This window comes from Armatimonadota bacterium (genome assembly GCA_017303935.1).
GTDB lineage: Bacteria > Armatimonadota > Fimbriimonadia > Fimbriimonadales > Fimbriimonadaceae > JAFLBD01.
Genome location: JAFLBD010000001.1, coordinates 225,486 through 248,701, shown reverse-complemented (window position 1 = coordinate 248,701; position 23,216 = coordinate 225,486). Strand labels below are relative to the sequence as shown.

Annotated in this window: 23 protein-coding genes; 20 read left to right on the top strand and 3 right to left on the bottom strand. The window is 53.9% G+C overall.

The genetic code is table 11. The annotated features are described in order from the left end of the window. Positions 1-109 precede the first annotated feature (109 nt). Positions 110-685, top strand: coding sequence for an aminodeoxychorismate/anthranilate synthase component II (locus tag J0L72_01155; protein ID MBN8689378.1), 576 nt, complete (start codon positions 110-112; stop codon positions 683-685). Here the strand turns inward: J0L72_01155 and J0L72_01150 are convergent. Beyond that, positions 648-1,223, bottom strand: a complete 576-nt coding sequence (locus J0L72_01150) for a riboflavin synthase (GenBank protein ID MBN8689377.1) — start codon at positions 1,221-1,223, stop codon at positions 648-650. The genes J0L72_01155 and J0L72_01150 overlap by 38 nt on opposite strands. Position 1,224: 1 nt before the next feature. Further along, positions 1,225-1,668, bottom strand: a complete 444-nt coding sequence (locus tag J0L72_01145; protein ID MBN8689376.1) for an SRPBCC family protein — start codon at positions 1,666-1,668, stop codon at positions 1,225-1,227. Between the two features lie 66 nt (positions 1,669-1,734). Between J0L72_01145 and J0L72_01140 the strand changes: the two genes are divergently transcribed. From J0L72_01140 to J0L72_01080, 13 genes are all read left to right on the top strand, one after another. Next, the gene (locus J0L72_01140; GenBank protein ID MBN8689375.1) at positions 1,735-2,772 is read left to right on the top strand and encodes an alcohol dehydrogenase catalytic domain-containing protein; all 1,038 of its coding nucleotides are present in this window, start codon (positions 1,735-1,737) and stop codon (positions 2,770-2,772) included. Continuing rightward, positions 2,769-3,755: an alcohol dehydrogenase catalytic domain-containing protein gene (locus tag J0L72_01135; GenBank protein ID MBN8689374.1), complete on the top strand. Its 987-nt coding sequence runs from the start codon at positions 2,769-2,771 to the stop codon at positions 3,753-3,755. Before J0L72_01140 ends, J0L72_01135 begins: the two co-directional genes overlap by 4 nt. Then, positions 3,752-4,129, top strand: a complete 378-nt coding sequence (locus J0L72_01130) for a cupin domain-containing protein (protein ID MBN8689373.1) — start codon at positions 3,752-3,754, stop codon at positions 4,127-4,129. The genes J0L72_01135 and J0L72_01130 overlap by 4 nt, the downstream gene beginning before the upstream one ends. Before the next feature lie 34 nt (positions 4,130-4,163). After that, a complete protein-coding gene (locus tag J0L72_01125) occupies positions 4,164-5,468 on the top strand; it encodes a M48 family metalloprotease (GenBank protein MBN8689372.1) in 1,305 nt (434 codons plus the stop codon). 24 nt (positions 5,469-5,492) lie between these two features. Then, positions 5,493-7,115: a hypothetical protein gene (locus J0L72_01120; protein MBN8689371.1), complete on the top strand. Its 1,623-nt coding sequence runs from the start codon at positions 5,493-5,495 to the stop codon at positions 7,113-7,115. Further along, complete coding sequence (gene purH / locus J0L72_01115; protein ID MBN8689370.1) at positions 7,112-8,635, top strand: bifunctional phosphoribosylaminoimidazolecarboxamide formyltransferase/IMP cyclohydrolase; 1,524 nt, start codon at positions 7,112-7,114, stop codon at positions 8,633-8,635. The genes J0L72_01120 and purH overlap by 4 nt, the downstream gene beginning before the upstream one ends. A gap of 89 nt (positions 8,636-8,724) precedes the next feature. Further along, positions 8,725-9,027: a hypothetical protein gene (locus J0L72_01110; protein MBN8689369.1), complete on the top strand. Its 303-nt coding sequence runs from the start codon at positions 8,725-8,727 to the stop codon at positions 9,025-9,027. An 83-nt stretch (positions 9,028-9,110) separates the two neighbouring features. Further along, positions 9,111-9,371: a DUF370 domain-containing protein gene (locus tag J0L72_01105; GenBank protein ID MBN8689368.1), complete on the top strand. Its 261-nt coding sequence runs from the start codon at positions 9,111-9,113 to the stop codon at positions 9,369-9,371. Then, positions 9,361-10,425 (top strand): rod shape-determining protein, encoded by a 1,065-nt coding sequence (locus J0L72_01100; GenBank protein MBN8689367.1) that lies wholly within the window; start codon positions 9,361-9,363, stop codon positions 10,423-10,425. Before J0L72_01105 ends, J0L72_01100 begins: the two co-directional genes overlap by 11 nt. A gap of 140 nt (positions 10,426-10,565) precedes the next feature. After that, positions 10,566-11,228: a rod shape-determining protein MreC gene (locus J0L72_01095; protein MBN8689366.1), complete on the top strand. Its 663-nt coding sequence runs from the start codon at positions 10,566-10,568 to the stop codon at positions 11,226-11,228. Further along, complete coding sequence (gene mreD, locus J0L72_01090; protein ID MBN8689365.1) at positions 11,225-11,707, top strand: rod shape-determining protein MreD; 483 nt, start codon at positions 11,225-11,227, stop codon at positions 11,705-11,707. Before J0L72_01095 ends, mreD begins: the two co-directional genes overlap by 4 nt. A gap of 21 nt (positions 11,708-11,728) precedes the next feature. After that, complete coding sequence (locus J0L72_01085) at positions 11,729-12,979, top strand: Glu/Leu/Phe/Val dehydrogenase (GenBank protein MBN8689364.1); 1,251 nt, start codon at positions 11,729-11,731, stop codon at positions 12,977-12,979. A gap of 95 nt (positions 12,980-13,074) precedes the next feature. Continuing rightward, entirely contained in the window at positions 13,075-13,764 is a 690-nt protein-coding gene (locus J0L72_01080; protein ID MBN8689363.1) for a phosphohydrolase, read from the top strand. Between the two features lie 68 nt (positions 13,765-13,832). Here J0L72_01080 and J0L72_01075 read toward each other — a convergent pair whose 3' ends face one another. Beyond that, complete coding sequence (locus J0L72_01075; GenBank protein ID MBN8689362.1) at positions 13,833-16,166, bottom strand: hypothetical protein; 2,334 nt, start codon at positions 16,164-16,166, stop codon at positions 13,833-13,835. A gap of 205 nt (positions 16,167-16,371) precedes the next feature. Between J0L72_01075 and rpsF the strand changes: the two genes are divergently transcribed. The 6 genes from rpsF to J0L72_01045 all read left to right on the top strand — a co-directional run bounded on the left by rpsF (position 16,372) and on the right by J0L72_01045 (position 23,192). Then, positions 16,372-16,665 (top strand): 30S ribosomal protein S6, encoded by a 294-nt coding sequence (rpsF, locus tag J0L72_01070; GenBank protein MBN8689361.1) that lies wholly within the window; start codon positions 16,372-16,374, stop codon positions 16,663-16,665. 16 nt (positions 16,666-16,681) lie between these two features. Continuing rightward, positions 16,682-17,089 carry a single-stranded DNA-binding protein gene (locus tag J0L72_01065; protein MBN8689360.1) on the top strand — a complete coding sequence of 136 codons (408 nt, stop codon included), beginning with the start codon at positions 16,682-16,684 and terminating at the stop codon, positions 17,087-17,089. 5 nt (positions 17,090-17,094) lie between these two features. Continuing rightward, complete coding sequence (locus J0L72_01060) at positions 17,095-18,177, top strand: bifunctional phosphoglucose/phosphomannose isomerase (GenBank protein ID MBN8689359.1); 1,083 nt, start codon at positions 17,095-17,097, stop codon at positions 18,175-18,177. 136 nt (positions 18,178-18,313) lie between these two features. Further along, on the top strand, positions 18,314-18,898 hold the full coding sequence (locus J0L72_01055) for a hypothetical protein (protein MBN8689358.1): 585 nt from the start codon (positions 18,314-18,316) through the stop codon (positions 18,896-18,898). 90 nt (positions 18,899-18,988) lie between these two features. After that, a complete protein-coding gene (locus J0L72_01050) occupies positions 18,989-19,552 on the top strand; it encodes a hypothetical protein (GenBank protein ID MBN8689357.1) in 564 nt (187 codons plus the stop codon). Between the two features lie 145 nt (positions 19,553-19,697). Then, positions 19,698-23,192: a hypothetical protein gene (locus J0L72_01045; protein ID MBN8689356.1), complete on the top strand. Its 3,495-nt coding sequence runs from the start codon at positions 19,698-19,700 to the stop codon at positions 23,190-23,192. The last annotated feature ends 24 nt before the right edge of the window (positions 23,193-23,216 follow it).

Here is a 23,216-nt window from a genome sequence, read left to right as displayed (position 1 = left end):
TGCAAATTTTTCCTTCTTGCACTGAATTTCTTCCATAGCCTCTCCGAGGCTTAAGCAAGTACATTTACTGGTTAGGCATCAAATATTGCTAGCCTAGTCGCAATATCACATGATTCTTCTCCTCGACAACCACGACAGCTTCACCTACAACTTGGCGCAGTTGGTCCGGCAAAACGGAGTCCAAGTCGAGGTTATTCGAGCCGGAAACGACTATGATCTGAGTCGGTATACCGCGGTGATCTTATCCCCTGGTCCAGGCGCCCCATCGGACGCCGGCGATTGCCGCCGAATAGCGCGACTAGCGCTTGATTCGAACCTAGAAATCCCAATTTTTGGCGTCTGTCTTGGGATGCAAGTGCTAGCGATCGAAGCCGGCGCAATTGTTCGCCATGCGAAAACAGTTGTCCACGGAAAGTCCGATCTCATCGAACACGATGGCCGCACAATCTTTCGGAATGTGCCGACTCCAACGAGCGTGGTGCGCTATCACTCACTGGCGATCGACGCCGTACCAGAAGAATTTGAACCAAGCGCAACTTCAATTTCGGATGGAGAGATCATGGCAATTCGGCACAAAACGCTCCCGATCGAAGCTGTGCAGTTTCATCCAGAATCGTGGCTGTCTGAGTTTGGGCCGCAAATGATGGCTAATTTTTGCTCGCAAGTAGCTTCTCGACGTGCTTAGCCAACACGTCAAATTCCACATTCAGCTTGTGGCCAGGCTTGCAGTTTTTGAGAGTTGTGTTTTCCCAAGTGTGAGGAATGATGTGTACATCAAACTCGGAACCACTTGGCTCAACCACAGTCAAGCTGATTCCGTCTAATGTGATCGAGCCTTTGTCGATGAGATACCGCTGACCGCCATCAAAAATCCGAACGCGAATCACCGTCGATCCAGAAATTTCTGAAACGCTGACAACTTCGCCGACTTGGTCCACGTGCCCTTGAACCACATGACCGCCGAACCGATCACCAAGCTTCATCGCGCGCTCAAGGTTGACGCTGTCGCCCGCCGAAAGAGCTCCCAAAGTGGTCCGACCCAAGGTTTCCTCGCTCAAATCGAATCGGAGGCCTTCGGACTGATCAACCAAAGTCAAACAACAACCATTGACCGCGATGCTTTCGCCAATCTTGAGATCATTCCAGTGAGCACCCGAAATCACCAGGCGAAAGTCGCTGAATGACTTCACTTGCCCAAGGGCTTCGACAATCCCAGTGAACAAGTTAGGCTCCTTCGGCCCGCTTTTTGATCGCCGAGAGCACCGATTCCATGTTGTTGATCACGATTTTGTGAACCACTTTGGCAACGAGAGGCCCCAGCCCAGGAACTCGGTACTCGTATTCCAGCACCGAGTTGAACCTGGTGCCGCTCCCTTCTGTCGCAAAATCCCAGGTTCCTTCGAGCTTGTCATAATCACCGCTCAGTTGCTTGAATTCGCACCGATGTGCTGCGTCATCCCACAGGTCTTCTTGTCGCCATCGGACCTTCAAACCAAACGAAGGGACGATCCCGACCCAATCGCTCACCACTTTTGGCGGAGCTTCTTCCACAATGACGAGTGATTGAACATCAGCCATGAATTCTGGAAAGCTCCGGTTATCTTTGGCGATGGCATAGACCTTTTCGATCGGGGCATCAATGAGTACGGTTGTTTCGACAGTGGGCATCGTGCTTCAATAAAGAACGCGCTCTTTTGAGCCGCGCTCGCGTAAATCATAGCAGGAAGCGAAACGTTGAGTTATTCTGAAGTCAAAGTCGAGGTCGGGACCATGCAAGCGCTCATTCTGGATAAACCAGGGGCACTGACGTTAAAGGCAATCCCTATCCCGATACCAGGTCCTGGCGAAATCCTGATCCGCGTTGTCGTTGCGACCACCTGCGGCACCGATCTGAAAGCGTTTCTGCGTGGTCATCCACAAATTCCGACACCTGGCGTCTTCGGTCACGAATATTCGGGGGTTGTGGCTTCTGTTGGCGAAGGAGTGACTTCCTTCCAACCTGGTGATGAAGTCATGGGCGTTCACAGCGCGCCGTGCGGCTCATGCGAGTGGTGCCGGAATGGGGACGAAAATCTTTGCGAGCACATTATGGAAACCAAGGTTTTGGGCTCATACGCCGAATACCTTCTGATCCCAGCCCACATCGCGAAAGTACACGTTTTCAAGAAGCCAGCGGAAGTTTCATTTTCCAGAGCGAGCCTGTTGGAGCCGCTGGCCTGCGTTGCCCACGGCCTCAACATGCTTCAAGCCAATAGCAACAACACGGTGCTCATCATCGGACCAGGAGCCATCGGACTGCTTTTCACCGCGATCCTCAAGAGCCTAGGCTTTGCCAGTGTCACCGTTGCCGGTCGAAATCAAGAGCGACTTGCCATAGCGGCGGGGCTTGGTGCCAACACATTGAATTGGACAGATTCCGTCCAGCCAACCGCGGAACGTTACGACTGCGTGATTGAGTGCACTGGCCGGGTCGAAGTGTGGGAAAGAAGCATTGATTTCTGCAAGCGAGGCGGCAAGCTGATGCTCTTTGGGGGTTGCCCTACAGGCACTCGGGCTTCGTTTGACACCGGCAGGCTGCACTACGACCAGATCACCGTTCTCAGTCCGTTCCACTTCGGTACTAACGCCGTCAAGCAGGCCAAAGAGTGGATTTGCGACCTGTCGATCCCAGTGGATCGATTAGTCACGGGCGATCGCGATCTGCGCGATGCTGAAGCCGTCTTTAAAGATCTTGCCGAGGGGATTGGCGTTAAGTATGCGCTGAGACCATGAAGGCCGCGAAGTACATCCCCGGCGGATCGATTCAAATCGTTGAGGTCGACACTCCAAACTGTCCACCGAAAGGACTTCTGGTGAAGACCGAGGCCTGCGGACTTTGTTCTGGCGAACTCATGAGCTGGTACATGGATCGCAAACACGATCATGTCATCGGGCACGAGGTTTCCGGCACTGTGATGGAATCTCAAGACGAACGGTTCCCTGTTGGGTCGAGGGTTTTTGCGCACCATCACGCACCCTGCATGAAGTGCGATCAATGCCTCCGGGCGGCGTTTGTGCATTGCCCGCAATGGAAAGCCACACGCCTCGATCCTGGCGGGATGGCGGAGTTCTTCGCAGTTTCAGAAGACAATCTGAACGACACTCATCTCGTCGACGATCTTTCGCCACGACAAGCCGCCCTCATCGAGCCTCTTGCCTGTGTGTTCAAAGGGATACGAAAGGCGAAGATGGTCATGCGAAGCGTGTTGATCGGCTCCGGGACCGAACGCGTTGCCATCATCGGCGCGGGTGCGCTTGGACTGATGCACGGCTTTGCTCTTCCGAAGTCCACACTGATCGAGCAGTCAGCAGATCGTATTGAATGGGCGAGCGGTGAGGGTCTTGAAGCGTGCCGTCCAGAAGAAGTAAACGGCAAATTTGATGCAGTCTTTGTCTGCCCTGGTAATCGCGAAGCAATGCGGCTTGGATTCGACCTCTTGGAACCAGAAGGCACGCTCGTGATGTTTGCCCCGCTACCGCCACAAGACGACTTTCCATTTCTTCCCGAAACGGCCTATTTCAAAGATATCAGCTTGGTCAACACGTATTCGTGCGGTCCAGCGGACACGTCGCTTGCACTCAAGGCAATGCGAAAAGGGGTGTTTCAGCCGGAGCAAATTGTCTCCGACTTCATCTCGATCGACGAACTGCCCGAGGCTTACCAGCGTATGAAATCGCACCAGATTTTGAAGGCGATGGTGGAGTTCCCAGCATGATCAAGAAGTTCGATGGCGCACAGTGGAATGGGGTCAAGAAGGATGTCTACAAGGACGAGCCTGGGACCTGGCAGGGGGTCGCCAAGCACGTTTTGGCCAGCAGCCTAAATGCGCAACACGAGACCCGGGTGTTCGAGTTTTCACCGGGTGGATATTCGAGCCATGAGCACCATGAGCATGAACATTCCGTTCTGATCCTAGAAGGGAGCGGTGAAGTGCTCATTGAGGGTGCATGGACCCAAGTCCAAGTTCTGGATTTTATCCACGTGGGGCCGAATGTCGTCCATCAATTCCGGGCAGGAGAATCTGGGATGAAAATCGTGTGTATCGTGGACCGCGAGCGAGATAAGCCTATTTTGGTCCCAAACGAATAACTCAATGACAGTTGGAGCGTCAAACAGAAGGAGCATGAAGTTTAGGTCGATTTGTGTCGCATTTGCGGTCGCGTCTTCCGGCATAGCCGGTGCCTGCGCGTCAGGGCCAACTCTGCTCGAATCCGTCGGCCTTGACCACGAGCGCGAGTGGATAAAGGATCTGCCTCCAAATGTGCGGGCTATTGCTCACAAGCTCCAAGAGCAACAACCTACCGACGAGAAGGCGACACCCGCCCAGACCATAGACACTCCGAACCCAAATTCCGCCGAAGAAAAGCACAAGCGGGAGCTTGAGGAAGATTCGAAATTGGGCAAGGAAGTCGCGGCAGAAGTCGAAAAGGAACTTAAATTCAGCGACAGCAGCCAAATGATCAGCCGGGTTCGGAGGATCGGAGCAGAGTTTGCCGCGATCGCTAACGCCAACAAAGTTGACGTGAGTTGGGGCGACAAGCGGCTCAATCCGTTCGACTACCAGTTCTTTGTGGTGAAGGGAGACGATGTCAACGCTTTCTCACTACCTGGTGGCTATATCTACTTCTATGAAGGGTTGGTCAAGTTCGCAGAGACCGATTACGAACTTGCGGGCGTCATGGCGCACGAAGTCAGTCACGCCTCATTCCGCCACATGGCGACCTTACAGCGAGAACAAAGCAAACTCCAGGCCGTCACCCTTCCATTGATTTTGATCTCGTTGTTGTCCGGCACCGAAGCCGGTCAGGGCGTTGCCATTGCGGGCAATTTGACCAACCAGGCCATCGGGAGCGGATGGAGCGTCAAGGCAGAAAAGGCGGCAGACTATGGCGCTTTCCAATACATGAGAAAGAGTGGCCAGAACGTGAACGGTCTGCTCACCTTCATGGAACGGCTGGCGTTCGAAGAGCGGTTCCAAGGCAAAGTCGATTGGGGGATCTACCGAACTCACCCGCCAAGTCGTGAGCGAGTCAATGCCGTGCTCGGCATGATGCGCGGGGCGAGCATCCCGATCCAGCGAAGCGTCAGTTCGACGAGCCTCCGCGCAGTTGTTCAGGAAAACGAGGACAAAACTTTCACGCTTGTCGTTCTCGGACGAAAGTTTGTGACTTTTTCCGGCGAAGGCGCGGCGACAAGGGCCGTCAAAGCTGGCGAAGCGGTCAGCGATTTTCTGGACCAAGTTCCCAGCATGTACGACGTAGAAGGTCGTCCTTCGGGCGAAATAGTCGGTCGCGGCAATCCGCTTTTCAAGCTTGAACCGCAGGATGTCGTGGGTACTGATGCCACGATGGGTTCAACGGTGGATGGCGTGCTTCGTGAATTGAAGAAAGTGATCTTCGATCTCCAATATCGAATCTGGGATAACTAAGCTCCATCTGCTAAAATCACGGGTATGAGCTTTGTCGTCACACTTCCGCTCGAATCTCTCGTGGTGGATGCGGGCCCTTCACACCAATTCGCGGTGGAAGTGACCAACCGAGGCGACGAACAAGAAACTCTTGAACTCACCGTCGAGGGTTTAGACCCGACTTGGTATTCCGTTCCATCCGAACCGTTGGCACTTTCGCCTGGACAATCCAAACGCGAAACCCTACTGTTCCGCATCCCGCGCGAATCCGAAAGCGGCGCCGGAAACTACCCTTTCACAGTCTCCGTTCGGTCGCTAAATTCGGGTGAGACCAATTCGACGTCGAGCGTTCTTACCGTCAATCCTTATCACCAAATTAGCATCAGCGTGAACCCAAAGCGTGTGGCGATGGGAAGCGTGTCGAGTCCAGCTCAATACACGCTGAACGTTTTGAATTTGGGCAACACAGAGCACTCGCTCCAACTGTTTGCCAACGATCCTGAAGGCGACTGTATCTTTGAATTTGAAGCCGAGCAATTCGCAATAGGTCCAGGGCAGCAGCGCCAGGTCACGATGCAAGCTCGCCCGAGAAAGAAGAGCTTGATCGCGTCACAAAAGCTGTATGGTGTGAACGTCTCGACCCGGAGCACGACCAACCCGACGATCGCTGCGTACACCAACTGCCAACTCGAAGTTCGGCCGATGGTCTCTCCTGCGCCTCTTGCCGCCGTTTTGGCACTGACCATTCTTGGTGGAGCATGGTTCATGGCGATGCCTCGCCCGGCGCGAATCGAGTTGTTCCAGGTCGATAAGCAGCAAGTCCTGGCCGGCGAGCCGTTGATGATCAACTGGCAGGTTGCCAATTCTCGGAAGACCCAAATCCGTATCGGAGACCGTGTTTTGCAAGCCTCCAGCTCCGAAGCTGGGTCGTATCAGTTCATTCCAACCGAACCAGGAAGTTACACGATCACTTTGGTCGCAATGGGTTCCGGAGATTCGCGAACAACCCAATCCGCTAATGTCGTAGTTGGGACTCCTGAAAAGCCGGAGATCACGTCCTTCACCGTCTCCTCAAATTCAATCGAGGCCGGAAAGTCGATCACCGTCGAGTTCAAGGTGAATCCTGCAGTCAAAAAAGTCACGCTATTGCCTAACAATCTTGGGTTCGATACTCAAGAGGGAAAAGTCTCTTTCGTCCCGAACTGGGTCGGGGAAATGGAACTGACTCTGGTTGCTGAAAGTAAATCCGGGGAGAAGGTCCAACAAGTCCAAAAGGTGGAAGTCAAAGTTCCGACCGTCAATCAGAATCTCGTCAAGATTTTGAGTTTTAGCGTCAGCAAGACCAAAGTATTCGGACCTGACGCGAAGATCGTTGTTGATTGGAAATTCCAGAACTGCGTCAAGGCTGAAATCCTGTGGGACGGCCAGTTGACGACCATCGATCCGAACAAGGGCACCCAAGAGATCGCGATCAAATCGACGGGGCAACTCGTGATTCGCGGCTACAACTCCGAAGGCAAGATGATCGAGCAACGCCGAACGATCGAATGGAGCCCAGACGAACCAAAGCCGAAAGACGATGCCTCACCAGGCGGCGGAACGCCACCACCACCAGACGTCAATCCGACGTCTTCGCCGAACACCACGACCACAGTCACGCCACTATGAAAAAATTCGCATTGCTCTCCGTTTCCGAAAAGACCGGATTGGTTGAATTCGCACGCGAATTGGTGGGGCTAGGATTCAGCCTTCTGAGTACAGGCGGAACAGCGCGAGCTTTGCGAGATGCCGGGCTCGAAGTGGCAGATGTTGCCGAAATCACTGGCTTCCCTGAGATGCTCGATGGCCGCGTCAAGACGCTACACCCGATGGTTCATGGAGGCATTCTTGGCGACACACGGCTTGATGCCCACCGAACTCAAATGACCGAGCACGGCATTGCCCCGATTGAGGTCGTCTGCGTTAACCTCTATCCATTTGAAGCAACGGTGACCGGGCCACACACGTTCGCGGAAGCTGTCGAGAACATCGATATCGGCGGTCCTGCAATGGTTCGCGCGGCAGCAAAAAATTCAGCCAACGTGTGTGTTGTGATCGATCCGGCCGACTATGGGTTGGTGATCGAGCATCTGCGCAATGGCACTACAGATCAAATCAAGCGCGAACTGATGGCTAAGGCTTTCCGGCACACCAGCTATTACGACTCGATGATCGCGGAGTATTTTAGTCCACAACTCGACACCGAAACGATCTCAGTTGGTCTGCGCAAATCCTATGGCTTGCGCTACGGAGAGAATCCGCACCAAAGCGCGGCGGTCTATGTTGATCCGCTGGCCAAAGACGGCGTGGCAAACGGCAAACTCCTTTGGGGCAAAGAGCTGAGTTACAACAATTTGCTGGATGCCGACGCTGCCTGGGAATTGGTTTGCGACTTGCCAGATTCGGCTTGCGCGATCATCAAGCACGGCAACCCGTGTGGCGCCGCCGCAGTTGGCAACTTTGCTCAAAGTTATCAAGTCGCCCGCTCTTCCGACCCGATCTCTGCCTTTGGTGGAATTGCGGCGTTTAATGGGGTCGTTGATCTAGCCGCGGCCGAAGCAATGACCGAGAAAGGCAACTTCCTCGAAGTCGTCCTGGCCACAGACTTTGCTCCAAAAGCGATCGAGGTTTTCAAGAACAAGCCAGGTTGGGGGCAGACCGTACGGTTAATGCAAGTCTCCATCAGCCCTGAAACCCCGTATCGCACTTTGCGCTCGATTCGCGGCGGCATGCTGGTTCAGCTCAGCGACGAGGAACCAGGGGAGGAGTGGCAAGTCGTCACGGATCGCCAGCCGACCGAAGAAGAATGGGCCGCGCTCAAATTCCAATGGACGGTGGCCAGACATGTGAAGTCGAATGCGATCGTGATCGGTCGTGGGGATCGTCTGCTCGGCACTGGAGCGGGACAAATGAACCGGGTCCAGTCGGTGCGGCTGGCACTAGATCAAGCCGGATCCGATGCTGCTGGAGCGGCACTGGCGTCCGATGCGTTCTTCCCATTTTCGGATAGCATCGAAACTGCGGCTGCGGCTGGAATCAAGGCGGTCATTCAGCCTGGCGGAAGCAAAAAGGACCAAGATTCCATCGACGCAGCAAACAAATTTGGCATCACCATGGTGCTCACCGGCGTCAGACACTTTAGACATTAAGAAAAATTTTCAGTTATTTTCGTTTCTTTTCGCGTCAATTCGGAAAGAATCGCGGATAATCGGTAAAATACGTTGCTCCAGGAAGTGCGATGAAAAATCAGAATGACCTTATCATCCGAATCGTAATGATCGTGCTCGCGGTCATCGCGTGCGGTGTGATCATCTTCAACAAGCCTTCGGCTTATGCGCCCGCTAGCCCAGAAAAGGTTCCAGTAGTGAACCTACAATTGCCTGCGGGTACCGTTGTTAAGACTAAAGGATTGCCTGGTGGTGGTGACCAACCTGGCGGTGGCGGAGGCGGTGGTGCCCTGAGCCCATCTCCTGCTCCTGGCGGAGGCGGCGGTGCTGCTCCTGCTCGACAGCGACCTGGATTCGAAGGTCGATCTAGCTAAGTTTTAGTTCTGCCCATTTCAAAGAGCACTTTCATCGCCTTCCTGGTGTTCTTTGTTTTTTGGACCGAATGCAACGTATTCCTGTGTCCCCCGTTTTGAACGTGGGGTTTCATAACTTCGTCATGACCGACAAGATCGTGGCGTTGGTCAGTAGCGAGTCTGCTCCGATGCGCAGGCTCGTTCAGCAGTTGAAGAAGTCCGGTTCTGTGATCGACGCGACACACGGACGAAAAACAAAAAGCGTCATTTTTACATCGAACAGCGACATCGTACTCTCGGCAATTTCTCAAGAAACCCTCGCCAAAAGACTGTCAACGGACGAGGCGGTGCCGGATGAGGAATAACGAAAAAGCAACTTTTATCGATGCAATCAAGCGCAGACTATCGCGAGATATCGGCATTGATCTCGGAACAGCAAACACGGTTGTCCACGTTGGCGGTCGCGGCATTGTCCTTCGCGAGCCATCGGTCGTAGCGATCAACAAAGACACCGGCAAGGTGATCGAAGTGGGCGAAGAAGCCAAGCGCATGCTGGGCCGAACCCCTGGCAACATCGTGGCTGTTCGCCCAATGCGCGACGGCGTGATTGCTGACTTTGCTTCGACCGAAGAGATGCTCCGCTACTTCATCAAGCGCGTGAATCGCCGAGGAGCACCTTTTGTTAACGTCGTTGTTGGAATCCCAAGCGGCGTTACGGAAGTGGAGCGCCTCGCTGTTCTGGAAGCATCTCACAAAGCAGGTGCTACAAAAGCGTACGTGATTGAGGAGCCCATGGCTGCCGCGATTGGCGCCGGTCTCAGAGTCGAAGAGCCGCTTGGCAGCATGATCGTGGATATCGGCGGCGGCACGACCGAAGTCGCCATGATTTCTCTCGGGGGCATCGTCAACGCGAAATCCATCCGCGTCGCTGGAGACGAAATCGACGAAGCGATTGCAAGCTACATTCGGGTCGCCTACAACCTCTTTGTCGGAGATCGCACCGCCGAACAAACCAAACTGGAACTCGCAAGCGCGTATCCACTTGAACAAGAGCTGACTTTGACCGTTCGAGGACGCGATTTAATCAGCGGTTTGCCAAGATCTGCCGAGATTTCCAGCGAAGAGATTCGGTCTGCGATTTCAAAGCCAATCCAAGCCATCGTTGAAGCGATCAAGCTGACGCTCGAATCGACCCCGCCCGAGCTCGCCGCCGATGCGTTTAACGATGGAATTACCCTGGCAGGTGGTGGCGCGCTATTGCGAGGCCTCGATCGTCTCATCATGGAGGAAACAGGGCTACCAGTTCGGATTGCCCATGACCCGCTGAGCTGCGTCGCCGTAGGAACCGCAAAGATGCTCGACGCGTTACACGAGAGTCCGCGGATCCGGCGAATGCTGGAGAAAGCATCGAAAGGGTAAGCCGTCCCCTATCCAAAGATATTGGGCTCATTCTTGGGCTTCTCGTTGTTGCGTTTGTACTTTCTCGAATTCAAAATGACGCCCGAGATGCTGGAAAGACCGACATCGCGAGCCAAGTAGGGCGCACGATCACCTATCCTGTGTCCTCAAAAATTGGATCGGCGCTAGATTCGACTGGTGGATTCTGGAATGGATTCGTTTCAAGCGGACGATTGCAACGAGAAAATGTTCGACTTCGCCAAGAGCTGAGCCTCAAGTCCAATTACCAAGAAACGATTTCGTTGCTCGAGGCCCGGCTGGATGAGATGCGAAAACTTCAAGGCATAGCCGAACAAATTCCTAGGGGAAAGGTCGGTGCCGAGATCATCGGATTTGACCCTGCCGCTAACCGCGTAACGATCAATGTTGGTTCTTCGAAAGGGATTTTGCCTGGGCAAGCCGTGATCTGCGGCGAAGGCCTCGTTGGGGTGATCCAAAGCACCGAAAGCGGCCGAAGTCAGGCACTTCTCGTGACTTCACCTGCCCTGAGGATCGGTGCCATGGTCAACGCGGGTTCACCGCTGGTTGGAATCCTGCGCGGGCAGTCGCGCGGAGTTTTGGCGCTTGAGATCCTGGATTCCTCCGCGAAGATCCAGATCGGGGCACAAGTCGTTTCGAGCATGCACAGCGAAAAGCTGCCTGCATACATTCCGATCGGAAGAGTGATCCGCCAAGAGAACGCCGAACAATACGGTCTAACCAAAGTTTATGTCGCGCCAAACGCCGACATCTCGAGAGTCCGCGAGGTGATTGTGCTCAAATGAAACTAGCGGCACAGTTGATATTGATCGGGTACCTCTCTGCGATCCTGGACCAAGCGCTCGGACCACGTATGGTGCTCGGCGGCATCCGCCCAGACTTCTATTTGGTGGGCATTGCATGCGCGTCGCTGTTGGCGCCCAACCCGGCTGGCATCTGGTCTGGATTCATCGGTGGATTACTGCAGGGCATGTCTTCCGGTGCCAATTTGTTTCAGTACGTACTCAGTCGAACCCTTACTGGATTCGCCGGATCACGCATAGGCGGGCTCGAAATTGAGATCGGCCCCGTGCTTGCGGCGGTGTTTTGTGCGCTTTTGACGCTTTTTGGCCAGGTTGTGTTGATGTTTGTGGCTCCCCCCCGAGCCATCGGAGCCTTCATGCAAGATACAATACTAACAGCGGTCTACAACGGTGTGCTGGCGATACCGATCTATGCGGCTCTACGGCCCATGATGCGCTCCTACCGGCTAGAAGTAGACTGAGAATACGAAGGTGTATTTGGAATGAGCGGAACTGAAGTTTTAGGAATGGCCCGCGAGCAACTCGCAATGGCCGCGAAATATCTTGACCTTGATCCGGGCCTGCACGAGGTTCTGAGCCGACCCAAGCGACAATTGATCGTCAACTTCCCTGTTGTGATGGACAACGGCGAAGTCGAGGTGTTTGAAGGCTATCGCGTTCAGCACAATACCAGTCGTGGACCTACCAAAGGCGGTATCCGCTACCATCCCGATGTAGACGTTGCGGAAACCACAGCGCTCGCGATGTGGATGACCTGGAAATGCGCGGTCGCCGACATTCCTTACGGCGGTGCGAAAGGTTCCGTCAAGGTTGATACCAAGAAGCTGAGCAAGCGCGAGCTTGAAAAGCTGACTCGACGATTTGCGACCGAAATCAACATCGTTATCGGCGAGCGAAGCGACATTCCTGCACCGGACATCGGCACCAACGGCGAAGTGATGGCGTGGATCATGGACACAATCTCCATGCAAAGCGGGCACACCGTTCCTGGGGTTATTACCGGTAAGCCAATTCCTCTCGGTGGTTCACAAGGCCGAATCGAAGCTACCGGACGCGGATGCATCGTCTCTGCGATCGAAGCTTGCAAAGAGAAGAACATTGATTTCTCGAAGCAAAAGGTCGTCGTTCAAGGATTTGGAAACGTTGGTTCTGTTGCTGCGATGCTCGCTCACGAGCTTGGCGCGACCGTCATCGGTGTCAGCGATGCCAAGGGTGCGATCTACAACGAAAAAGGTCTGCCGATGGACGAACTGTATGCCAAGTACAGCGGTCGAGACGGCGGAATCTGCGAATACAAAGATTGCGAAATCATCGACAACAAGACATTGCTCGAACTCAAGTGCGATATCTTGATTCCAGCGGCGATCCAACAGCAAATTACCAAAGCAAACGCCGACCAAATCAAGGCCAGCATCGTTGTTGAAGGCGCAAATGGCCCGACCACGACTGAGGCTGACAAGATTCTGCACGACAAGGGGATCTTGGTGGTTCCAGACATTCTCGCCAACGCTGGTGGCGTTGTTGTCAGCTACTTTGAATGGGTTCAAGACCTCCAGAACTACTTCTGGGAAGAAGACGAAATCAACGTCAAGCTGGAGAAAATCATGAAGCGCGCTTATGCTGGCGTGGCTCAAGCACGAGACACTCACAAGTGCGATATGCGAACAGCGGCGATGATTATCGGCGTGCAGCGCGTGGCCGATGCCACAACCACTCGCGGAATTTTCCCTTAAGAACCCCCTGGGTTTCGAGTTCCGCAACTGCCCCCAACACCTTCATTTTGTTGGGGGCATTTTTGTGCATGCCCTTTTAGGGTTACATTAGAGCTATGAGCGAAATTGAATTGGGTGAAGCTCGCGAAATCCGCCTGCGAGACGTCAAGGCGAACCCGAAGGTGCAAACCTTGATTGAGGGCGCGAATAACGTCATGCGCGCGATGGGATACACCGAGCACGGCCATCGGCATGCTGGCATCGTTTCCACCATCACTCGTTTCTTGCTCGACGGGATCGGGGTGAGCACGCGAGAAGCTGAATTGGGCCAGATCGCAGCCTATTTGCACGATATCGGAAACGTCATCAATCGAATCGACCACCCGATCAGTGGTGCTGGAGTCGCTTATCGGATTCTCGATGAAATGGGGATGCCTACCGCTGAGATTGCTCCGATTTTAGGCGCGATCGGAAATCACGAAGAGCTTGTCGGTACTCCAATCAGCTTGATGTCATCTGCTCTGATCATCGCCGACAAGAGCGACGTGCATTATTCCCGAGTTCAAAACCCGATTCTGGAAACGTACGATATCCACGACCGAGTGAATGCGGCTGTACAAAAAAGCAAGGTCGAGTTTTTGGATGATAACAAGGTGATCCAACTCACGCTCGAAATCGACACCACGTTTGCAACAGTGATGGAGTATTTCGAGATCTTCTTGACGCGCATGGTGATGTGCCGCAAGGCGGCTGACACGATGGGTCGCAAGTTCAGCCTGAGCGTCAATGGCACGCTGGTCGAGTAGCATTCGAAACTAAAAAAAAGCGGCCCGCTCGAATGAGCGGGCCGCTTTTTGCTTGACTAAGTTAGTTCTTAGTTGTCGCCTTCGCCGAAGTTGGCAACTACGATGTCGAAGTCGCTTGCGCCTACTTCACCGTCGTTGTCGCAGTCTTCTGGACCAGTGTTGCCAAAGTTAGCAACCACTGCGTCGAAGTCGGTTGATCCAACTTCGCCATCTTGATCGATGTCGCCGTTCATGCAGCTGGCATCTTGTCCGGTCAAGTTGCTACCGCCAGTGAAGGAGATAGTCTTGGCCAAGAATGTGCCGCCCTTGAACTTCAGGGTTACCGAACCAGTCATCGAGCTTGGAAGGTTGATGCTGTAGCCACCACCCATGTCGCCGTCGACTGTTACCGAACCGCTTGCGTTAACAACGCCGTTGGTTGCAGTCCATGCGATGGTTTCGTTGCCGAGACCGTTGAGGGTGTCTTGGAGTTCCAAGTTACCAGCAACTGTGTAGCCCGATACTGGCAGGTTCGTTCGGAAGTTAACGATGAATCCACCGAACTCTGACGAGGTCGTGGTTGCCGAGAATCCATTCGCGAACGCGGCGTTGTATCCAGCTGTAGCGAGGTAGTACGTACCTGCAGCCATTCCATCAAGGTCTCGACCGCGGAACGGAGTACCTACGCCGTTTGCAGCGCGAGGTGCAGCTGCGTTACCAACCGACAAGAGGCTGAGGAATCCATCATCATCGTCGTCGTCAGTCACGAGCATTCGGCCAGCCGAGTCGAACAGTGCGAGTTCCGAGTCATCGTTTCCACCAGCGGTAGTCCAGATGTCCAGGAAGTTCGAAGTATCCGAAGCGACCGAACCAGACAGGGTGAACTTGTACCACTTAACCGAATCAGTACCAGTAGCGAACGAAAGCGGAGTAGCTTCCGAAGCTGTATCCGAGTTGATGTCGCCGAGGTCAGTTGCTGTTGGAGGAGCTACTGGAACGTATGCTGGGCCAGCGATCAAGCCAAACGAGATGTTCGACAAGGTTTCGTCTGCGCCTGCAACGTCATCGTAGGATTCGTAGATTTCATAGGTCCAAGTTGAACCGGATGGAATCGACAAACCTGCCATGTTGTAAGCAGAACCCGCGTTGGCTGGCTGAACACCATTTGGTGCACCCGCACCCGATGTTTGTGGAGCCAGACCGTACGTGTTCACCAATCCGCTGAGTGCGCCAATCGTCGACGAAGTCGCCAATGGGAAGTCGCAGTTGAAGAATGGATAGGCCGAGTTTCGGAGTCGAATTCGGGCTTCAGTACCGAACGATTCGGCAGCGACGAAATCAAGCGTTCCACCAGACAGCACTGCCTGAGAACCCAAGATGTAGCTTGTGCCAACTGTTCCGAGCGTTCCAGATGCGTTTGCAGGGTCGCCGAGGCTACCTACAGCATCCTTTGTGCCAGGAATCGTGTGGAATGCCGCTGCGGACAAGCCAGTCAGCTGGAAGTTCACGTTGGACACGGCGGCGTCTGCTGAATCTGCAACGTCGTCAAACGATTCGTACGACTGTGCCGTCCAGTTAGCAGCAGCAGGAACAGCAGCACCCAACAAAGTTCCGGTTGCAGTGACTGCGCGTGGGATACCAGGAGCGGTGAGCACGAGCGTCGGCACTGGCGAAACGAAACCTGCAAACGGAGCAACGTTCAAGTTGCTTGTTGGGAACGCGTCGCATACCAATCGGAAGCTAGCTTCTGATGGCCACGATGTGGTGGCGGTGTTGCTGAACGAACCGCTGTTGACCTTCACCTGAGCGTTCACGATGAATGCAGATGCATTGGTGAAGCCAGAAAGAACAATGTTGTCTGGGTCGTCCACGACGTCCATACTGTTCACGGGCCCTGGAATATTGAAAGTCATCGCGAGCGTGCCGAACGTTGGAGGTACTGGTGCCGTACCGTCATTGATCGTGAACGTCAACGAATCAATCGATGAGTCTGCGCCGACGCCATCATCGTAGGTTTCGATACCTTCGAAGGTGTAGGTCGTGCCAGCGACCATCGGCATGCCAACCATAGTACCGTTCAGGGCTGGAGCAGGATTAACAGTCGTTGTTGTCACGTACGTTGTGCCAGGGAATGGCGAGAAGTACGAGAAATAGCCTGGGTAACCGCTGTTGGAAACGCCAACGCTTGCTTCAGAAGAATAGGTGCCAGCAATAAGAGATGTCGCAGCCCCGGAAGCTACTGAGATCGTACCGACGTTGAATGTAGCTCCAACTGCAGCTTGAGTCGTAGTCCCGTTATCTGGATCTCCTGGAAGGCCACCGGTGTTGAGCCCGGTGATCGTAAATGTTTGGGCTGCCATTGAGGCCGCCGCAAGGCCAGCAATCCCAAGGGATGCGAAGCCCAGTTTTAATGTTTTGTTCATTATTCCACTCCTAAGAAATGTATTGATTCCCACATGACAAGCAAAGTGCCAGACCAGGTGTGATAAACAGAATACGCCAAATTTCTCAGGAGTGGTAGTGCGAGGCGCGCAATTTTTGAACCTTTCTGCGAGATTTTTTCGGGTATCCTGTCAGATTCCTACTCTGCCCAGGGCGTGCCTTGGGCTGAATGAGGCCATAGGGTAGATGAATACACGAAAGTACGAAACCATGTTTTTGGTCGCCGCAGGGCTGACCGATCCTGAAGTTCAGCAGATCGCTGATCGATTTAAAGGTGTTGTTGAGACTCACGGCGGCAAAGTCGAAAGTGCCGGCAAGTGGGAAAAGCGCAAGCTCGCTTACATGATTGGCAATCACAAGGAAGCCAACTATGTCTTGATGAACTTCGAATCGGGCACCGAAGCCCCTGCCGAACTCAAGCGACAAATGCGAAACAGTGACGACATCATTCGTCACATGATCCTTCGACTCGAAGACTAATCCCTCCGGTAAATCAATGATCAACAGAGTTGTTCTTGTCGGCCGTCTCACCCGCGATCCAGAATTGCGACAGACGACTTCGGGCAAATCGGTTTGCGATTTCTCGATTGCAGTCAACAAGCGCGTGAAGCCTTCAGACGGTTCTCCAGACGCAGACTTTTTCCGAGTCAATTGCTGGGACAAGACCGCTGAATACGTCGCCAATTACCTTGCAAAGGGGCGATTGGTTGCGGTTGACGGCAGACTCTCTGCCCGAAAGTACACCGCGAGCGACGGCACGAATCGCGAAGTTGTCGAAATTGTCGCGGACAATGTTCAAGGGCTCGATCGACCTCGAGATGATGCTGGTGCACCAGCATCTGGCGCCGCCGGTGGCAAATCCGTGCCGTCTGACGCCGAGTACGATCCATTCGCAGACGAGTAAGCTGTATGGCCATGGAACTGGCCGCACAGCTTAATTCTCGCGAATTCGTCCTTCGCAACGATCCAAAAGGCATGTATGCCTTGTTTGCGGATTTCCCAAACCAAGTTCGAAAAGCAACCGAAATCGCTTTGAACTCAGATCTTCCAGCAGATTCCGAAAACCCAGGGCTCGTCGTTTTGACCGGTCTTGGTGGATCTGCAGCTGGCGGGGATTTCGTCAAAGCACTTTTCGAGGAGTCGGGGTCCGTACCTTTCCTCGTCAACCGCGACTACCACCTTCCAGCTTACGCTGGAGCAGCTAACAACACGCTTGTTTTCGCCTGCAGTTACTCTGGGAATACAGAGGAAACACTCTCCGCTTATGCCGACGCAAAGGGCAAAGGCGCCAAGATCATCTGCGTCACGAGCGGAGGAAAACTCGCCGAGCTCGCACAGGCGGACGGCAACACCGTCATCTTGATTCCGGCGGGACAACCGCCTCGTACTGCCCTCGGATGGATGCTCATGCCGGTCATCATCGCTTGTAGCTCGATGGGCTTGCTCCCTAAGCAGAACGTTGAGGCACTTGCCAAGCATCTTGAAACGCGAATCCAAGAATGGACTATCGAAGTGCCGCACGATTCCAACGAGGCTAAGCAGCTGGCCGTGCAGTTGTACGGAAAATTCGGCGTGCTCTACGGCCTGGGTGGATGGCAGGGGCTTGTCGCGAACCGGTGGAAGGGCCAGATCAACGAGAATTCAAAGAACCTGGTGCTCAACAACACCTTCCCGGAACTCAATCACAACGAGATTTTGGGTTGGGTCCAAGCCGATCGACAAAGCGTTGGCGCATACACCGGAATCTTGATCGAGGACGGAACCGAGTCCAACAAAATGAAGAAACGGTTCGCTGTTACAGCATCGATCGTAGAGAAAATCTGCCCGTTTACAACCGTTCAAGCAAAAGGAAACAGCTTGCTGGAGCGGATGCTAGATGCGGCAGTACTCGGTGATTTTGTTTCGATCTACCTTGCCGCCCTCAACGACGTTGATCCAGAAAATATCGACGCGATCAACGTTTTGAAGTCAGAACTCAGCAAAGTGCAGTGATCTTTGCCGTTGATAGGATTGCGGGCGTTGCCAATAACCCGTAATCCTATCATTCGATCGCTTGGAAATCCACGGAATCTGACTGTCGTGCCCAGCATTTGGGTGCAGGAGGTTCTTTCTAGTTTTGACAAAATTTTTGGCTTTTCAAGTTCTCACAGTCGGGTTAATGGTCAGTGCGCACGCCGCTGAAAATCCACCCTCAACCGGTGGAAACACAATCACGCTAACGAACTCGACAGCAAATGGCTCAGGCGCGGCGCTGGGCGGCGAGAACCTTCTCGCTACATTTGGTATTTCTGCATCTGTGAGGACTGAAGGCGATGTGACCAAGTCTCGGGAAGGGCGTTTCACCATCGAATGGGGAACGTCCACCAATCGAAACAAGATGGAACTTCGGCGAGCCACTGAACTCTCAATTCAAAACGGTGTGCTCGTGATGTCCGGCAATGGCGTCTGGACGAATCGAATCGTGACGCTGCCCACTCCTACGGAAGGCATGCGAGGAAGAGGTAAGCCGACGGTAACCGAAACCCGCAAAGAGGGAATCATGACGATCACGATAACGGACGGGACGTCTGAAGCCACCGACATGCTCAACGTTAGCTTTGCTCCACCAGGAACAACACCGTGGCTTTTTAATGGTGGGCTGACACGCGGAAATGTGAATTTCCGAACCGAAACCAAGACCAAACGGGTTCGCGCCACGCCTTCGCCTAGTTAAAAAGCGCGATTATTGAACACTTCGGTTGATCCGTCGTCAATGCAAATTGAGACGGGTCAACTTTGTTTTGGCCCTGACGGAGTGAAAACAATGAAGTTATTGAATAAGAGTTTGACTATTTTGGCTGTAGGTTTGGGAGCAACCGCAATCGCACAGTCGCCAGTCTATGTCGTTTCATTTGGACAGGGAGTCGCAGTCAACCAAGCTAACAAGCGCGCTGAATTCAACTATGAAGTCGGCAAGAAGCGAAATCCTGACAACACCGTCGTGAACGTTGGCCGATTTTCCTTCAACACCGTTGCGGAGAATGCCAATGACCGCATCAAAATCGTTTTTGAGCGGCCAGAATTTCTGGGCGTAAATGCCGCTGGCACCGTTTGCGAGTTCGGTGGAAGAGCCGTTTTGACTCGGATGACTCCTCAAGGCCGGCGCGAAATCCAAGGCCGAGCAGATGTCCGTGTCGAAGACAAGTGGAATCCAACTCAAGGTGTCGAGCCACCAGCAGAACATCCACGCGATACCATCCGAGTACGATTCGTGGTGCCACGACAAAACAGCACCACTCCAGAAGTCGTGTTTGAATTCGGCGGCAACGTGATGCGAGGCAATTTGGCTGTTCGCGCACTGCCATCCAATCCAGGCGCCGGCAACTAATTCAGTACGGCAACCAAACTCCTGAATCACCCAGCAATATTGCTGGGTGATTCTCTTTTTGAGCCGATCTGGTACGGGTTTTGCACGAGAACCTGTGGGAACATTGCTCAAATTGCTAAGTCTTCTAATATAATCCAGTTACCTCATGAGATTCAGGTTCACAACGTTGTTAGCCTTAGGTGGTGTGCTTTGTAGCGCGAATACGTATGCTCTATCTTGGCTAGGCAATACGCGGATGACGCAAAGCGGAGGCGCGCTTCCCTACCGCGGGTCGTTCCTTGAACCTTGGCAACAATTGAACGTGGTGACCGAAACCTGGCCCATCGAACCTGGTCAGCGAGTGTTCGCCGTAGTCACTACAAATAACTGGGCGACTACACAAGAATACGAATTCTCATTTCAGCAAAACATCAACAATAACTCCCGGTGGACACTGAACCTCGGACCTTGGACACAAGGCTCGCAAGTACAGTTCTATATTCGTGGAACGAAAACCGGGCAGGCGAACGCGCTTTTCGACAACAACAACTCCGCGAATTTTGGAATTTATCAGCGTCCGGCTCCAAAGTATCGCAGCGGCGCAATCCTTCAATGGTTCGCCACCGACTACAAAACGATCATGGCGCGGCTGCCGGAAGTTGTGGAAGCCGGCTACTCTGCGATCTACCTCCCCAGCCCAGTAAAGGGTGGCGTCGGTGGATTTAGCGCGGGATATGATCCTGTCGATCGCTTCGATCTTGGTGATCGGCTGCAGAAAAACACCGTTCGAACCAACTTCGGCACAACGCAAGAACTCCAAGAGCTCATCCGAGTCGCCAAAAGATTCGGCCTTGAAGTCTATTGCGATCTGGTCATCAACCACAACGCCAACCGAGCGAATCACCCGATCAATCAATACCCGGATATGATCCCTGAGGACTTCCATATCAAGTCTTCAGCGGACACTTCCAACACGGAAATCAACTTCAACAACGAGTCCGCATTTACGTTCGGGATGTTGAATCATGATCTTGTCGGGCTGGCCGATATCGCGCCAGAAGACGGCAACAACACTCAAACTGGCGCGTTTACACTTCCTGCCTACGCCTCCAATAACGTTTGGGGCAAGCCGAGTTTTGTCCGACAGCCAACGGTTCCACAGCTCTATCCGTCGAACACACCGGTCGCTGAGGATGTCCGGGAATTCCTCGAAAGGTGGGTCAAGTGGCTCTCCGGTTCGATCGGATTCGACGGCTATCGCATCGATGCTGTCAAGCACATGCCGCCCGGATATTTCGGATGGGCACCGGATCAAGCCGCGTCTCAAGGCTTCAGCAAGGGCAACCTCTTCCCGAACGTGCTCTCCGCCTATTCCAACACTTACCTCTTCGGCGAGATCTACTCAAGCAATTCCTACGAGCTTCGAGAATATGCCAAAACGGGCACGAATCTGCTCGACTTTCCGATGTTCTTTAACTTAAAGAATGTCATGAGTTCGAACGGATTTGGTGATCTTTCTGCTGCGCTCGCAAGTGGCTACGGCTCAGATCCCGCGACCGGACTTTTCTATCAACAAGGCGGACTCAGCCCAGACCTCGGAGTCACCTTTGCGCAGAGCCACGACGATGGTCCTCCAACGTCATCGAACCTGTCTTATGCGTTCATCCTAGGCCGACCAGGTCGCGCCAAAGTGTATTACGACGGCAACAACATCCAGCCCGGTAACTGGTCCAACTTCCCTAAGCCGGGGCGATTCGATGCTCTCGGAAATGGCGGCGACACCGTCACCAAGCTGGTCAATGCCAACAGCCGGTTTGGACGCGGCTACACGGTTAATCGCTACACAACGTCGAATTGTTACGTTTTTGAACGCCAAGTGAACGGTCGCGGAGTGATGATCGTGGGGCTCAATAGCCGCGGCGATAATAGTTCACAGACCGTAACTTTCAATTCTGGATTTACTCCAGGAGTCATCTTGGAGGACCTCTCGGGTCAGCGGCCCAATGTAACAGTCGGCGCATCAGGCTCGGTGACCCTCACAATCCCAAGCAACTACAGCGCAACCGAGGCCAATAATGGCAAGGGCTACGTCATGTACGCACCCAAAACACCGAAGCCAGTCACAGGCTCCGGCGTAACAGCGTTCCAACAAATCGGCACACGAATGACGCCAGTAGCTTTTGGAACCAATTCCATGCCCGCCGGCCAGTATTCAACCAGCCGTTCGTTCAGTTCCGCCACAGTGACCTCCAACACGCTCACGCTTCGGCTCCGCGTGGATTCTGCCTCTGGAGCGGTCGTGCGAATCAACAACGGCATGGCTCTACCGGGCAAGCCGCCACTTTCGAACACGCCAGAAGGACTTTCAGATGGTTGCATCCCGATGGACAACCTCGGCGGCGGGGTGTTCGAAATCCCGAATATGGACATCAGCGCGCTGCCGGATGGCCTGAACCTCTTTAAGATTCGCGCGTATGCCGACACAGGCTCTGATCCGGGAGCCTTCACCGACTTCAACACCTTTATCTATATCAACCGCGGATTGGGTACGAAGGTCGTCATCAACGGGGACCTCGCTGAATTCCCGAGTTCCCCGCTCAGCACTCAGTTCAGAAATCCGAGCTCGAACTCGAACCGGATCGATGGCCTCTATGCCTTGAACGATGACCGGTATGTTTACCTGGGTCTCGCAGGCAGGGTCGATGGAAACGAAGGGCTGGTGAACGGTATGGGCCTAGCGATCGATATTGATGGATCAGGCACTGGCGTGCGCGATCTGAGCACGCTAAACGACGATTCTGGACCAGCAACTCGCCTCATCTCGAATACGCGAATCACCTTGCCGCCAGGAATGGCCGCAGACTACATGGTAGGTGCGTTCCGAAACTCATCGATGGAGCAAGTGCCCGAAGCCCCATTCGCGGGAGGATTGGTGACGCCTTTCACATTTGGCGCGCAGGCCGGATTGTACAAGATCAATTCGTCGAATTTGAGAGTTCTCAATCCGCTCTCTGCGAGCCTCGTGACCGACATTCGAGCCAACAAGACCGATCCCGCCAAGGGCGTCGAGATCGCGATTCCGATTCGGACGCTATTCTCGGGCACCCTCACCTCAGGGACAGGCATGAATCTCGTGGCATGGCTGGGCTCCACAGGCGAGTCGAATTCCTTCTTGGCTTCGACCGATCCGCTTCGCGGGACTCTGGGCGGCCGTCCGGCACCTTCCGCTTGGCTGTCAAACCAGTTCTTGCCATCGCAATCGAATATCGCAAACGACCCTGGTACGAGTGCTGTTTCGCTGCTAAGCTCCGCGCGATTCAATCTCAGTTTTGCAACGGCTAGCACCGCTTTTGGCCTGTCCGCAAGCACTCCGGTTCTGGACGCAAACAGTGGACAGTACTCGATGTCTGTGGTGTTGACCAACATCGGGGCCTCTTCGATCACCGGGCCGATTTCGCTAAGAATGAGCCTGCCTTCCGGAGTGGTGCTGGTCAACAAGACGGATTCGAGTCTGACTTCTGCTGGAAAGGTGTATCAGACCGCTTCGGTGCCATCAGTCGCCGCCGGAGCTACCGTGCGGTTCGATCTCAAGTTCACTGCTCCAAACGCCGCGGCAATCACTCCGACTTACGAAGTGATGACTGGCCCGGGCGTCCTGTAAAGTTCTCGCATAAAGAGAATGGCC